The following is a 13,071-nucleotide window of genomic DNA, read 5'->3' as shown; positions in this document are numbered from 1 at the left end:
AATTCGTACGAATTTTCTTGTCCGTCGCACACCCTTGTCCCGGCCACCGCCACGCCATACGTATTGGCGCAAGCAACACAAGGTTATTCACATGTTCCATCTGCCTTTCCCCGTCTTCGATGCAAATGCAAGCCACGGAGATCAGCCCTTGGGCAACCTGCCAGAATGGAATCTGGATGACCTTTATACTGGCGAAGACGCAGCCGAACTGAAACGCGATCTCGACTGGCTGGAAGCGGCCTGTGCCAGCTTTGCCAGCGATTATGAAAACAACCTAGCGACACTTGACGCGGCGGGTCTGTTGGACTGTATCCAGCGACAAGAACGGATCAACCAGATCGCTGGCCGCATCATGTCCTATGCAGGCCTGCGCTATTACCAACTGACCACCGATGCGGGCCGGGCCAAGTTCATGTCCGACATGCAGGAGAAAATCACCAACTACACGACACCATTGGTCTTTTTCACGCTCGAATTGAACCGGCTTGAGGACGACCATCTTGGCAACTTGATGGAGCACAACGCAGATCTTGCGCGCTACAAACCAATCTTCGACAAGATCCGCGCGATGAAGCCGCATCAGCTGTCCGACGAGATGGAAAAGTTCCTGCATGACCTCGGCGTGGTTGGCGACGCATGGGAGCGGCTCTTTGACGAAACCATCGCAGGGCTGACATTTCAGATCGACGGCGAAACGATGGGCATCGAAGGCACCCTGAATTTTCTCACGGACCCCGACCGTACCAAACGCGAAGCAGCTGCACGTGAACTGGCGAAAGTTTTTGGCGAGAACATCAAAACCTTTGCCCGCGTGCACAATACCCAAGCCAAGGAAAAGGAAATTCTCGACCGTTGGCGCGGGATGCCCACAGCGCAATCAGGGCGCCACCTGTCCAATCAGGTTGAACCCGAAGTGGTCGAAGCCTTGCGCAATGCCGTGGTCGCCGCCTACCCCAAGCTCAGCCACCGCTACTATGAGCTGAAACGCAAATGGTTGGGTCTGGACCGGATGCAGGTCTGGGACCGGAACGCGCCACTGCCGATGGAAGATCCGCGTATCGTCAACTGGACCGAAGCCGAAAAAACGGTGATGGACGCCTATACCGCGTTCGACCCGCGCATGGGCGATCTGGCCAAGCCGTTTTTCAACAAGGGCTGGATTGATGCAGGCGTGAAACCGGGCAAGGCCCCTGGTGCCTTCGCCCACCCCACCGTGACGGACGTGCACCCGTACGTGATGCTCAATTACCTGGGCAAACCGCGTGACGTGATGACGCTGGCCCACGAACTGGGCCACGGTGTGCATCAGGTCCTGGCAGCGGACCAGGGCGAGATGTTGTCGTCGACCCCGCTGACATTGGCGGAAACCGCCAGCGTCTTCGGTGAAATGCTGACCTTCCGCAAGATGTTGGACGGAGCCGAAACGACAGCCCAGCGCAAGGTCATGCTGGCCGGCAAAGTCGAGGATATGATCAACACGGTTGTCCGCCAGATCGCGTTCTATGACTTTGAATGCAAACTGCACGAGGCCCGGCGGGGCGGTGAACTGACACCCGAAGACATCAACGCTCTCTGGATGTCCGTTCAGGCAGAGTCGCTCGGCCCGGCCTTTGATTTCATGGACGGCTACGAGACCTTCTGGGCGTATATCCCGCACTTCGTGCATTCGCCCTTCTACGTCTACGCCTACGCCTTCGGAGATGGTTTGGTGAATGCGCTCTACTCGGTCTATGCCGAAGGAACGGATGGCTTTGAGGAGAAATATTTCGACATGCTCAAGGCCGGTGGCTCCAAACATCACAAAGAGCTTTTGGCCCCCTTCGGCCTCGACGCATCCGACCCCGAATTCTGGGATAAAGGGTTGAGCATGATTTCCGGCTTCATTGACGAATTGGAAGCGATGGAAGACTAAGCTTTATTCCGCTTGGCAGCTTTTCCGGTGCGCTTTACGCTCAAGAGGCAGACCACCGGACAACACTCTGTGTCGGTCGTTACCTATCGAGGATTTGCCATGGGGTTCAAAGAAGACTGCCAAACGCTCCTGGATGAGTATGTGTTGCACTACCGCGCAGGCAACGCTGAGGGATGCGCTTCCGTATACGCGCCGGATGCGGAGATGTATTCTCCGTTTGGACCACCCGCGATCGGACGGGCATCCATCGAAACGATGCATCACGAGTGGCTCCGAGAGGACGCGCAGACCAAACAGATTCAAGTCTCGAGTGCCAAGCATAGCGGAGATCTCGGATGGTGCCTTGCGCGTTTCAGTGAAGCGGGTGCGGAGCATGGCACGACTTTGAGTGTTCTGGCGCGACAACCGGATGGCCGTTGGCTGATCACGCACAGTAGCTTGAATGAGTTGTAACGGCGCAAAAGGAGTCGACGGTTACTTCAGTTGCGAATCCTTGGACCCGCGCCGATTGATGCCACCGCGGCGCTGAAAGGCCGCATCGCGCTCAGCCACGCAGTCCACACACAGCTTCACCCCCGGCACTGCCTGACGACGTGCCTCCGGTATCGGCTCTTCACACTCGGCACAGTGGGTCAGACTGGCCCCGACAGGGGTCCGTCGCGCCTTCATCCGCGCCAATTCGTCCGAAATAGACGCCTCAATCTGTTCTGAAACAGCCCCGTCTTTTGCCCATCCACCCGCCATTACAGGTTCCCTTTCAATCTTCCAATAAATGCTCCGGCCTCAAGTCTTCTTACCGGACAGCAGCGCCTGATCAATCATCGCCTGCGTGCCGCGCGAAAACTCCAGCGGGCAAGGATAAGGCACCCCGTCGCGCACCGATCGGCAAAACGCCTCGACCTGCAAGACATAGTGATTGGCGGCCGGATATCGATAGGTTTCGACGGCAAGATCAGGCTTGTGCCACTCAATCCGCGCTTCACCATAGACATTAGCGTTAAAGGGCGCGGTCAGCCTGATCAGGCCTTCTTCCCCATGGAAACACATCTCCTGATAGGGATACATCCGGATCGAGGTGTATGCGTTATAGGTAAAACCGTCGAATTGGGCCTGCACGTCTGCAAACGTATCGATACCATTTTCCCAATCGATGCGGGCCGACACGGAAAGCGGGTCTTGCCCCGTCACAAAGCGGGCCGACCCGAAAACGTAAACCCCGATGTCGCGCAAGCCACCACCGCCCGTTGCCGCCTGATTGCGGATATTGCCCATGTCACGGTTATCGAATGAAAATGCACCGGTCACATGGCGCAACGCTCCAATGGCACCGCCCTGCACCATCTCGCGGGCACGCTGCCACTGTGGATGATGCACAATCATATAGGCTTCAGCGGCCAATAATCCGGCCGCATCGCGCGCCGCGATCAGATCATCAAATTCCGCCTCGCGGAGTGTGATGGGCTTTTCGCACAGAACATGCTTGCCCGCCGCCAATGCCTTGAGTGTCCACTCCACATGCATGTGATTGGGCAACGGGATATATACCACATCAATCTCCGGGTCCGAAAGCAACGCCTCGTAGCTGTCGTGCACACGCAGGTTTGGGCAAAACGCCTGAAACCCTTCGGCCTTGGCCGGATCAGAGGTTGCCAAGGCGGCCAGTTGCGCGCCCGAAGCTGCGTGGATCGCAGGCCCCATGAATTGGCGGGCGAATTTTGCAGCGCCCAAAATACCCCACTGAACAGCTTTGCTCATCCCTGTTTCTCCAATTCATCTCTCGCAGGGCAAAAGCGCCGTAGCGTCCTCAACTCTCAAACTTCGATCAAGAGGAATTGGCACGATGCTACGCAAAAGCGTCTGTAAATCAAGGCTCGCGTCGCAGTGCCATCGCCGCTTGGTGACCGGTCCGGACCCACACGCCGGACCGATCTGCGGCGCAGTAACATCGGCGCTGGTTCTTTCGACCTACAAGCCACAACGCGCCAGAACGCGATCCACCAAGTCAGGGTCGGTGCCGCTCAGACACTGTTCCGCAAAATACCACCAGATGAACTTGTCATAGGCGCGTTTGCGTGGCGCACGTTCTAAAATCTCACTCAATTGGACCTGTGATCGGGCCACGTCCGCAATGTGATGGAAATCGGACTGGCCACACAAAACCACCGGTTTGCGGTGCAAATACGCCTCGATCCCCACGGCGGAATTGATCGTCACGACCCGCTCAGACACGGCAATCAAGTCGTGTATATTGCCATCTGAAACGACCAGATGCGGAAACCGGGCGCATATCTCGCGCAATCCTTCCCCAGTTGCAGGGTCACCATCCCGCGGATGCGGCTTGACGACCACAGGTCCGTCCACCGACGCACAGACGGTTTCCAACATCTGCCACCGATCCAGATAGCAGGTTTCCCCGACAACCCGGTGACCTTCCGATTGCAGAAAGACAGCGGCCTTGACCCGCGCCAATGTCGTGACGGCTTCGGGCTGCGCATACCGGGACCGCCGACCCTGAACGATCCGTTTCCGCACACGGCGAAAAAACGGACGCGCGACGTCGGGATCGATGTCGTCCTGCGGGAAATGAGCCTGTGCGATGGAAGAAAACGCCCGGATCCCCTGCGGATCAAAATTCCAGAACGGATAGATGTAGGCAACATCGGCATTGCGCACACGCGGATGGGCATAGCGACCGTGATGCACCACATGAATGGCGTCGTCCGCCGCCACGCTTTCGGGTAAAGTCGCGCGATCCAGAATTACCACCTCAAACGAAACGCCCCGGGCCTCCAGCCCTTTGATCACGCGCAGATAAAAAGGGCGCAACCCACCCCCGCCAAACCCAAGCCATGACCTCGGAACATGAAAAACTATTTCGGCCATTTGACGACCCGCCCTTCCGGTGCGACGCTAACCACCCCGACGACGATCCGAAAGCCCGGAACAACCGTTCGCTTTCTCTGTTCCGAAAAATCCTCCCCGAAGGGCCGGTCGGCAAAAGTCTCCCGAGTACGAAAAAGGGCCCCGCCATTTTTGGCAGAGCCCCAAAACCACCTGTCACGCAAGATCAGGCTGTCGCCATCAAGCCCTTTTCCTTGGCCAGATCGCGCATTTTCTTTTGCAGTTTTTCGAACGCCCGCACCTCGATCTGGCGGATCCGTTCCCGGCTCACGTTATACTGCGCCGAAAGCTCCTCAAGTGTCACCGTCTGGTCAGACAAGCGACGCTGTGTGAGGATGTCTTTCTCACGGTCATTCAAAACGTCCAGAGCCTCGGCCAGCATTTCACGGCGCACTTCCAATTCATCACGCTCTTCGTAGTCTCCAGCCTGGTCGGCACTTTCGTCTTCCAACCAGTCCTGCCACTGCATGGTCCCTTCACCTTCAGAACCGACAGTCGCATTCAGCGATGCATCCCCACCACTCAGGCGGCGGTTCATCGAGATCACTTCTTTCTCGGTTACGCCAAGGTCGGTCGCAATGCGTTTGACGTTCTCCGGGCGCATATCGCCCTCTTCCAACGCACCAATTTTATTCTTGGCCTTGCGCAGGTTGAAAAACAGCTTTTTCTGCGCACTGGTCGTGCCCAGTTTCACCAAAGACCAGGAGCGCAGGATATATTCCTGGATCGAGGCCCGGATCCACCACATCGCATAAGTCGCGAGACGAAAGCCTTTTTCGGGGTCAAACCGTTTGACGGCCTGCATCAGTCCCACATTGGCCTCTGAAATCACTTCGGCCTGCGGCAACCCATAGCCGCGATATCCCATCGCGATCTTGGCAGCCAGACGCAGGTGGCTTGTCACCATCCGGTGCGCAGCTTCGGTGTCCTGCTCTTCGACCCACCGTTTGGCGAGCATGTATTCTTCTTCCGGCTCCAGCAGCGGAAATTTTCGGATTTCCTGCATATAGCGGTTCAGGCCACCTTCCGGGGTTGGCGCCGGCAGATTTGCGTAATTGGCCATCTTGTCCCTCCTTATCGCTCAAAACACTCCATGTTTAGAGCCTTAACATTAATATGGGACGGCAATTGCCTACCTTCAAGTGCAGGCATCGTCGCGTTGCGTAATATCGACCCAAATACCGAACGTTTACAGCCCTAAGACAGTGCAGTCACGCGCATGTGCGAATGGTTTCAGGCACAGGTCATACGCCTATCCAACCAGAAGGTTCCGCGACCTATGCCAGAACCGTTAACAAATCGGCAAAATCATCGGGAAGTGGTGCCTCAAATCGCATCTGATCTCTGGTGACAGGATGGACAAAGCCCAAAACCGCAGCATGAAGGGCCTGCCGTCGAAAATCGGCTACGGCAGTTGCCGCCGCCTCACTCAGTGCCCCGCGCGCCAGCTTTCGTTTTCCGCCATAAACGGGATCACCCACCAAGCCATGTCCCGCATGCGCCATATGCACCCGGATCTGATGCGTCCGGCCCGTTTCCAGCCAACATTCGATCTGCGCCAGAACCTCCGGGGCTCCATAGCGCGCAACGACACGCGCACGGGTTACCGCATGCCGCGCGCCTTGAAACAATACGGCCTGACGCTGGCGATCTGTTTTGTGGCGGGCCAGCTGGGTTGTCATCTTCAGCACGTTGCCTGGCTCGAACGAGGCGCCCCTGACCCCGCGCAACCGTGGATCATTGGCATCGGGCACACCATAGACCAGCGCGCGATAATACCGCTCAACCGTATGAGCCGCAAACTGGGCCGCAAGCCCATGATGGGCCGCATCGCTTTTGGCAACAACCAAAAGCCCGCTGGTATCCTTGTCGATGCGGTGCACGATGCCGGGCCGCTTCATCCCACCGACGCCCGATAGGTCATCGCCGCAATGAAACATCAACGCATTGACCAACGTACCCGACGGAGACCCGGGTGCAGGATGCACCACCATGCCTGCAGGCTTGTTCACAACGATCAGATCAGCATCTTCGTGCACCACGTTTAGCGGAATGTCTTCCGGCACCAGATGGCTTTCCTCGGCCACGGCGACGGTAACCTCGATCAGCGCACCCTCCGCGACGCGCGCCTTGGGGTCGACAACGACAACCCCATCCACAGTTACGGCGCCATCCGCCACCAACCGCGCCAAGCGCGTGCGCGACAAGGACGCGCCCTCTGGCACGTCGCGCGCAATCGCCTTATCAAGACGCGGCGGCGGCGCGTCAGCTATGACAAAGGACACAAGTTTGGACGACATCGAAAACCCCTCGGAACCGGCCAACCTGAAATTTCTGCGCCGATTGGTGACGCTCTTGACCGCCACAATGATTTTGGGCGTTCTAACGGTGATCGTCCTGCTTGTCATCCGGCTGAATGCACCTGCGCCGACACTGACCTTACCAGATCAGGTCACCCTGCCCGACGGAGCGACCGCATCGGCCTTTACCATCGGGACGGATTGGTTTGCGGTGGTGACTGAAGACGATCAAATCCTGATCTATGATCAGGTTACCGGAACGCTGCGGCAAACTGTGACGCTGACTCAGGACTAGAGCCAGCCATCCCGGAGCGATCATCATACACAGTGCGAACACGCGTTGTCCGGTTTCCCCTGTATTTCAAGGAACCGGCAGGTTTTCTGGTCTTCGATGAAGGGTCAAATCCGCCGGGGGCGGCATGGGCATCGTCGCGTCCCTGCCCTAGCACGAACGTTCTGCTTGCCCGCGGGCCAATTCCTGCTTGTCGGCGTAAACTGCGCCAAACACTTTTGGCGCCTTATCCGCCAGAATGGTACCAGACATATTGGCAAAACACTGGCAGTTGAGCCCATTGGGTCGCTCCAGGCAATAATCCAGTTCCTGATTGAACACTGCCTCGAACTCCTCCGGAGTGACGGCTCTGGAGCTTCCTGACCCTCCAGAGGTCAGAGCCGGAAAGAGAAATACCCCGTACACGACGCCCGCGCCGCCCAAAACAAGGGGGATGAGAATTCGATAATCACTGGCCATGCTCGCGTTCCTATGATCTGCGACGAGCGCTAGCAGAGATGTCTTAAGAAAAGCTTGAGCGCAGGCGAAATCCGGCGTTTGGATACGCGCACTTGAGCCCGGAGAGAGCCGCGCCAAGGTGTCGAAAGGAGCGTATCATTCTGGAAACGTTCAATTTCAGCCTCCAGACTTGTCTGCCAGGTGACCACCGCGTCAGAAACGAACAATTGGATCGGTTTGGGCGGCGCTCTGGGCTACATGCCCCGGATTTCAACGAACAGAAACCGTCACTGAGCCAGGCTGAGCGTTAACCAAGAGTGAACAAGATAATAGCGATCCGACATTCTCGAATTTATAAAGAATTATATTCAAATACGCCGACAAGCCTCTTTGAGCGCAGGCGTAACACAACCGGATGCTTTGGCAATGAACGAACTTTTGCATGCTTTCAAGATCTTGAACGTCAAACCGGGCTGCGACGACGCGACCCTTCGCAAAGCATGGCGCGCCTTGGTGAGAACCTACCATCCGGACATGGCGAAGGCAGACCCCAAACGCGCAAACCAGCGCCTTGCTGAAATAAATGCGGCATGGGATCTGGTCAGTTCCAGCAGCGAAATTGAGGTTCAACGCCTCGCAGAGATGTTGGCGAAAAGAGACCGAGATGCGCGACAGCAGCGCAAGGACATGGAACGCCGCCGGACCCGTGCACGCGCTGCATTCAAAGCGGCGCAGGAAACGCGCATGCGCGAGAAAGTGCATGCAGGGAAACACTCCACTGCAGAGGAACCGGTTGTCAGACGGGAAAAGGCCTCGGGGGCCCGTCAGAAGACCGCAGCCGCAGAGGCTGACGCACTGGCCAAAACCCAGATCACGACACTGGCGCGCCGGGCCTTTGAAACGGCTCGGGTCGTGTGTTCTTCTGAACTGCGCTCGGCGGCGGGTTCCGTTTATATGTGAGCCTGCATATCCAATCTTGAATTCGACCTCGAATATCGCCCGGTTTGCCAAAACAAATATTCGTTGCTGGCGTCTAGCGTAAACCTCTCGCGACTGGCTAAAGCGCTTGCGTTTCGAAACACATTCCAACTGGGCAAGGCAGAAAACACTCTACCTTGTCGTGCGTACGGCCCCGTACACCAATGGCGAGAAGGGTTGACTAAGCCCTGTTTTGCACCCCAATTTACGGCATGCCGTCGGCCGAAAGGGGCACGAACGAAGCAACAGCCCGCTTCAAGACAGCTAAAACGTGCTCGGCCCAGAGGGTTTGGTTTTCTGATTTGGAGACTTCTATGCACCGTTTTTTATTAGCTTTCTTTCTTATCCTTTCCACACCAGTGGCAGCCCAGGACATGCCGGGCACCGCCGATCATCCGATGATAGAGCGGTTTCCGGGAACGGACCTGACCTGGCAAACCATCGAAACATACCGGCCCTATCGCCTGCCTGTCGGACCCGTCACCGGCTACCGTACGATAGACGATTGGATTGATACCGAAGGGCGCGTGACGCGCAGCTTCTATCGCTACGCTGGAACTGAACGGGATTTTGCCGAGGTCTATCTCAATTTTCTGGGTGCATTCGAGTCCGAGGGTTTCGAGATCCTCGGCCAGGGGTCGTCAGATGATCGGAAAGGGACCGACATCGGCGCCCGTCAATGGATGGATGTCTATCTGCGCGAAAACCCGTTCACAGCCCCGGGTGAGGCCAGCACCATGGCAGCCGGAACGTCCTCTGCCGGTGGCGCCGGCAGTTTTATCGCGACCAAGGACCGTGCCGCCGGACGCGTTTACGTCATTGTTTCGGTCGAGCAGCACGCTGAGGATTTCGTCGGCGCATTGATCGATATTGTGGAGGTCGCACCTGCGGAAACCGGCCTGGTCTCAGTTGATGCCGAAGCCATTGGTCGGGATTTGACCGAAAAGGGGCGCGTCGTGCTGGATGGAATAGAGTTCGAATTCGACAGCGCGACACTGCTGGCCAGTTCAGATGCGGCTTTGGGCGCAGTGGTTCAACACCTTACCGCGTTTCCGGATCAGGCGTTTTACGTGGTCGGACATACGGATGCCGTCGGTCGTTACGAATACAATCGCGATCTGTCTGTCGCTCGGGCCGCTGCGGTGGTGGATGCGTTGGTCTCGTCCTATGGCATCTCCCGCGAGCGGCTTGTGCCGCATGGGGTTGGACCGCTGGTGCCTGTCTTTTCCAACGGCAGCGACGCTGGCCGCGACCGAAACCGTCGAGTGGAACTGGTCGAGCGGCCGTAGCTGTGTGCGAAAGCCATTTCGAACAAATAACCCGGCCAATCGCGCTGACAGGAGCGCATACTGCCCCTGTCGGCTATAGGCGATGGAGAGACGCTGGACTGTCCTCCACCAAACCTCCGACAAGCTTTTCGGGTTGCGCCGACGCGTTCGCCCTGCCGCGAGCCTCTGCAAGCTCTCTCGCATGGATGCCAAGCATCATCATGGCTGGCCAAAGAAGGTAAGCTTCAATTTCGATGTTTTCGCCAAATGACAGCAGCGTGAAAGTCATCATGATACCCATCGGCAAATATCCGCGTTTCGACCTGGCCGCGTCCAGCATCGTGATTGTCATCTGCCATACGAATGGGATGACCAAGCTGACCATGCCCACAAGGCCTTTCACAAAGAGAAGCCCGAACCAGGTATGGTGACTTCCGATTGGCATGTATTCGACCGCATGCGAGCCGGGTTGAACGGTGCCGTGACCAAACCAGAAGGCTTCGTTTTGCCACCGCTCGGATGCAATGCGTTGAAGCGTGGCGCGCACGCGGGTGCTGTCAGCCCGGGCGCCTTTGAAGGCGGACACAAAATCCATGGCGGCTCCGAAAACGACACTACCGAAAACGGCCAGCGACGCCACCAGCGCTGCTACCATCTGCCATGCCCATCCGCGCAGGATCAACGGCATCATCCGGGGACCGACCGTGCAGGCCACAACCCCGACAAGGCCCATTCGGGACTTGGAGGCAAAGATCATGAGCAAGCCTGCTGCCACTCCGATGGCCCGCCATTTGGGAGACCGGTCTTCGAGTGCGAAGATCAGCATGATAACACCAAGCAACGCTGCAAAAGGCGACCAGGGGGCATAAAACTGCCACCTGGGTGTCCAGCTGGCCGGATCCCAGGTGAAAAGATAAACTGAAAAGTATTCGGGCCCGGGGCCACCCACCGCTTTGAGCGGAGATGTAAAGATGAGGTCAGGCAGTCCGACGTAAGGGGCCACCAACATCAAAGGCGCAAGGATCAACGTCCACAGCCCGATGATGCACTGTCCGCGCACAAGGATGGCACGCCGGATCGGAAGCACCGCGCCGATCAATGGAAACAGCGCCAGCAACGCCCAACCTTTGGCCCACCCAATCGAAGACTTGATGGTTTGTTTGAGACCCAGCCCCCAGTCCATGTGTCCGATCCAGAGCACCACCAGCATCATCGCCATTCCTGTGATCCAAACCCAGACAATCAGCGGGATAGAGCCCCTGGCCCGCATATCCTGACGGACGGCAGGGCCAAGATACAGAATGACCAGCGCCAAAGCCCCAAGCGTCCAGGCCAGCACAGGCCCCACCACGTAAAGCGCACCGATTGCATAGAACGGCCAGGTGAGCGTGAGCGTGCGCAAGACAATGCGCTCTATGGGGTTCTGCGGTGCCATCAGGCAGGCTTCGACGAGGTGAGAAGGCGCGTGATGACGGCTTTGCGGGTCCAACCCAGAAGTAGCCCAATCAGCATCATGAAGGTTGCCGCGCCGCCTGCCGCAATGGCCAGTTTCTTGTTGGGCGAAGACGGCCTTTCCGGAATGGAGGGATTTTCCAGAACCTGAACCAGAGGATAGGAGGCATAGAAATCCGATTTGCCGGATTGCGTACGCGCAATGGCAGTTGCAAACACGGCTTCGGCCACGGCGAAATCGCGCTCGAGGTCTTGCAGGGAGGCAGCAGCGGGCCGCTTGACCTCAAGATCCGCCGCCCCTTCAGCAAGTTGGTTTTCCAATTCGGCCAGCTCGTGTTGCGTGCCTGAGCGATCTGCGTCTTTCTCGACAAGTTGAGACAGCAGGTCGGCTCGGACGCCATTTGGGGCAAGATCAAGATCCCGAAGATCGCGCAGCGACAAATCAGTAATCCCCCGCGCCAACTCAAAGGCTGCCGTCTTGGCCGTATCCCGCGCCTGACGCGCCTCTTGCACTTTTGGATGGGACGGCCCGTAGTGGGACTGTGCCTCCGCGAGCGCGGCTTCGAACAAAGCGACTTCTTCAAGCATTTTGACATAAGCGCCGTCGGCAAACAGTTTAAGCGTCGCGGCTGCCATCTGCGCATTCACACCCAGTTGTTCTTCCAGCCGTTTCACTTCTGCAGACTTGTCGCTGAGCACCGCCGATTTTTCCTGCACGTTGGACTTCAAAGCCAGATGCCGATCAACGAGATCCTCGTATTGGTTCATGGAAAGCAACCCGCTGTCCGCCTGCAGTCTTGCAATGTCAGCGCGTGTTTCCGAGACAGAGTCGCGATAGTCGGACATGGCTTGCAGCCCGCTGTCTTCGCGCGTGTTCACCTCGTCTGTGCGCAAGGCATCCAACTCTGCGAAAAATGCAGCCAGGACTGCGTCAGCACGGGCTTGCGCGTCGACCGGGCTGTTCCCGACCATCTCGATATGGATCAGGCTTGTCTGATCCACGAGGTTGATGCGGGGACGCCCCAGATCAATCTGCGCCATGCCAAGCGCATCCGCCGCTGCGGCCAGGATACGGTCAGCCCCCAGCAGACGTTTATATGTTTCCGTGGGGCTGACTGCGTTGCTGGCGAACGCGGAACTTGCGTAAGAGGACGCCTGGCCGATGCCGTTCAGGTTCAGCGAGGCAGAAGCGCCGGACCCGGGCATGATCAGGGATGCAACCGACTTGTACCGTTCAGGCGCAGTCTTGAGATATCCGGTAATCGGGGCCCAGATCATGGCACCGCCGAGCAGGGCAAAGGCAACGTACCGCGGCAAACGGCCCAGATCGCTGAGGGCTCCCCCGACAAAGGCACGGCGGATGCGGCTTTTCTTGGGTTTGGGCGCGCTGACGGGTGCGTAGTTCCATGTGGCTTGATCGGTCATAGGAAATCTCCTTTGACGATATGCCTACACTTGAACGCCCGCTTGATCACGCACGCGGACGGACAAGCCGGGGCGCATGTGGTGATGAACCCTATTCGAACGGAT

13 protein-coding genes are annotated in these 13,071 nt (G+C 57.7%); 5 read left to right on the top strand and 8 right to left on the bottom strand.

Translation table 11 applies throughout. The features are described 5' to 3' along the window. The first annotated feature begins 91 nt into the window (after window positions 1–91). Together LC354_RS10890 and LC354_RS10885 are read left to right on the top strand one after the other, a co-directional pair. Window positions 92–1,912: a M3 family oligoendopeptidase gene (locus LC354_RS10890; RefSeq protein WP_223423717.1), complete on the top strand. Its 1,821-nt coding sequence runs from the start codon at window positions 92–94 to the stop codon at window positions 1,910–1,912. Between the two features lie 99 nt (window positions 1,913–2,011). Next, window positions 2,012–2,365, top strand: coding sequence for a YybH family protein (locus tag LC354_RS10885; protein ID WP_223423716.1), 354 nt, complete (start codon window positions 2,012–2,014; stop codon window positions 2,363–2,365). Window positions 2,366–2,386: 21 nt separating this feature from the next. Here the strand turns inward: LC354_RS10885 and LC354_RS10880 are convergent, their stop codons facing one another. From LC354_RS10880 to LC354_RS10860, 5 genes are all read right to left on the bottom strand, one after another. Beyond that, the gene (locus LC354_RS10880; protein WP_223423714.1) at window positions 2,387–2,656 is read right to left on the bottom strand and encodes a DksA/TraR family C4-type zinc finger protein; all 270 of its coding nucleotides are present in this window, start codon (window positions 2,654–2,656) and stop codon (window positions 2,387–2,389) included. Between the two features lie 39 nt (window positions 2,657–2,695). Next, window positions 2,696–3,667 (bottom strand): Gfo/Idh/MocA family protein, encoded by a 972-nt coding sequence (locus tag LC354_RS10875; RefSeq protein WP_223423712.1) that lies wholly within the window; start codon window positions 3,665–3,667, stop codon window positions 2,696–2,698. 210 nt (window positions 3,668–3,877) lie between these two features. Further along, window positions 3,878–4,795 (bottom strand): capsular polysaccharide export protein, LipB/KpsS family, encoded by a 918-nt coding sequence (locus LC354_RS10870; protein WP_223423710.1) that lies wholly within the window; start codon window positions 4,793–4,795, stop codon window positions 3,878–3,880. Between the two features lie 184 nt (window positions 4,796–4,979). Beyond that, a complete protein-coding gene (rpoH, locus tag LC354_RS10865; protein ID WP_223423708.1) occupies window positions 4,980–5,876 on the bottom strand; it encodes an RNA polymerase sigma factor RpoH in 897 nt (298 codons plus the stop codon). Window positions 5,877–6,090: 214 nt separating this feature from the next. Next, on the bottom strand, window positions 6,091–7,113 hold the full coding sequence (locus tag LC354_RS10860; protein WP_223423706.1) for an RluA family pseudouridine synthase: 1,023 nt from the start codon (window positions 7,111–7,113) through the stop codon (window positions 6,091–6,093). Here LC354_RS10860 and LC354_RS10855 point away from each other — a divergent pair. Beyond that, window positions 7,085–7,408: a DUF6476 family protein gene (locus LC354_RS10855; protein WP_399203380.1), complete on the top strand. Its 324-nt coding sequence runs from the start codon at window positions 7,085–7,087 to the stop codon at window positions 7,406–7,408. The genes LC354_RS10860 and LC354_RS10855 overlap by 29 nt on opposite strands. Window positions 7,409–7,555: 147 nt before the next feature. Here the strand turns inward: LC354_RS10855 and LC354_RS10850 are convergent, their stop codons facing one another. Beyond that, window positions 7,556–7,864, bottom strand: coding sequence for a hypothetical protein (locus LC354_RS10850; RefSeq protein WP_223423705.1), 309 nt, complete (start codon window positions 7,862–7,864; stop codon window positions 7,556–7,558). A 405-nt stretch (window positions 7,865–8,269) separates the two neighbouring features. Between LC354_RS10850 and LC354_RS10845 the strand changes: the two genes are divergently transcribed. Further along, complete coding sequence (locus LC354_RS10845) at window positions 8,270–8,803, top strand: J domain-containing protein (protein WP_223423703.1); 534 nt, start codon at window positions 8,270–8,272, stop codon at window positions 8,801–8,803. Window positions 8,804–9,135: 332 nt separating this feature from the next. Next, window positions 9,136–10,110, top strand: coding sequence for an OmpA family protein (locus LC354_RS10840; RefSeq protein WP_223423701.1), 975 nt, complete (start codon window positions 9,136–9,138; stop codon window positions 10,108–10,110). 73 nt (window positions 10,111–10,183) lie between these two features. Here the strand turns inward: LC354_RS10840 and LC354_RS10835 are convergent, their stop codons facing one another. Both LC354_RS10835 and LC354_RS10830 read right to left on the bottom strand, forming a co-directional pair. Then, window positions 10,184–11,524 carry an O-antigen ligase domain-containing protein gene (locus LC354_RS10835; RefSeq protein ID WP_223423699.1) on the bottom strand — a complete coding sequence of 447 codons (1,341 nt, stop codon included), beginning with the start codon at window positions 11,522–11,524 and terminating at the stop codon, window positions 10,184–10,186. Then, on the bottom strand, window positions 11,524–12,966 hold the full coding sequence (locus tag LC354_RS10830) for a GumC domain-containing protein (protein WP_223423698.1): 1,443 nt from the start codon (window positions 12,964–12,966) through the stop codon (window positions 11,524–11,526). The genes LC354_RS10835 and LC354_RS10830 overlap by 1 nt, the downstream gene beginning before the upstream one ends. Between the last annotated feature and the right edge of the window lie 105 nt (window positions 12,967–13,071).

Source organism: Tateyamaria pelophila, assembly GCF_019966495.1.
In the GTDB taxonomy this organism is placed as follows: Bacteria; Pseudomonadota; Alphaproteobacteria; order Rhodobacterales; family Rhodobacteraceae; genus Tateyamaria; species Tateyamaria pelophila.
Note: the sequence above shows the minus strand (reverse complement) of the source record. Positions and strands in the feature narration are given on the sequence as shown.

What these genes read in the sequence shown, in the direction of transcription:
- LC354_RS10845 (WP_223423703.1), top strand. Translation starts at nt 8,270, where the DNA reads ATGAACGAACTTTTGCATGCTTTCAAGATCTTGAACGTCAAACCGGGC.
- LC354_RS10835 (WP_223423699.1), bottom strand. Translation starts at nt 11,524, where the DNA reads ATGGCACCGCAGAACCCCATAGAGCGCATTGTCTTGCGCACGCTCACG.
- LC354_RS10875 (WP_223423712.1), bottom strand. Translation starts at nt 3,667, where the DNA reads ATGAGCAAAGCTGTTCAGTGGGGTATTTTGGGCGCTGCAAAATTCGCC.
- LC354_RS10880 (WP_223423714.1), bottom strand. Translation starts at nt 2,656, where the DNA reads ATGGCGGGTGGATGGGCAAAAGACGGGGCTGTTTCAGAACAGATTGAG.
- LC354_RS10840 (WP_223423701.1), top strand. Translation starts at nt 9,136, where the DNA reads ATGCACCGTTTTTTATTAGCTTTCTTTCTTATCCTTTCCACACCAGTG.
- LC354_RS10870 (WP_223423710.1), bottom strand. Translation starts at nt 4,795, where the DNA reads ATGGCCGAAATAGTTTTTCATGTTCCGAGGTCATGGCTTGGGTTTGGC.
- LC354_RS10885 (WP_223423716.1), top strand. Translation starts at nt 2,012, where the DNA reads ATGGGGTTCAAAGAAGACTGCCAAACGCTCCTGGATGAGTATGTGTTG.
- rpoH (WP_223423708.1), bottom strand. Translation starts at nt 5,876, where the DNA reads ATGGCCAATTACGCAAATCTGCCGGCGCCAACCCCGGAAGGTGGCCTG.
- LC354_RS10860 (WP_223423706.1), bottom strand. Translation starts at nt 7,113, where the DNA reads ATGTCGTCCAAACTTGTGTCCTTTGTCATAGCTGACGCGCCGCCGCCG.
- LC354_RS10830 (WP_223423698.1), bottom strand. Translation starts at nt 12,966, where the DNA reads ATGACCGATCAAGCCACATGGAACTACGCACCCGTCAGCGCGCCCAAA.
- LC354_RS10855 (WP_399203380.1), top strand. Translation starts at nt 7,085, where the DNA reads ATGACAAAGGACACAAGTTTGGACGACATCGAAAACCCCTCGGAACCG.
- LC354_RS10890 (WP_223423717.1), top strand. Translation starts at nt 92, where the DNA reads ATGTTCCATCTGCCTTTCCCCGTCTTCGATGCAAATGCAAGCCACGGA.
- LC354_RS10850 (WP_223423705.1), bottom strand. Translation starts at nt 7,864, where the DNA reads ATGGCCAGTGATTATCGAATTCTCATCCCCCTTGTTTTGGGCGGCGCG.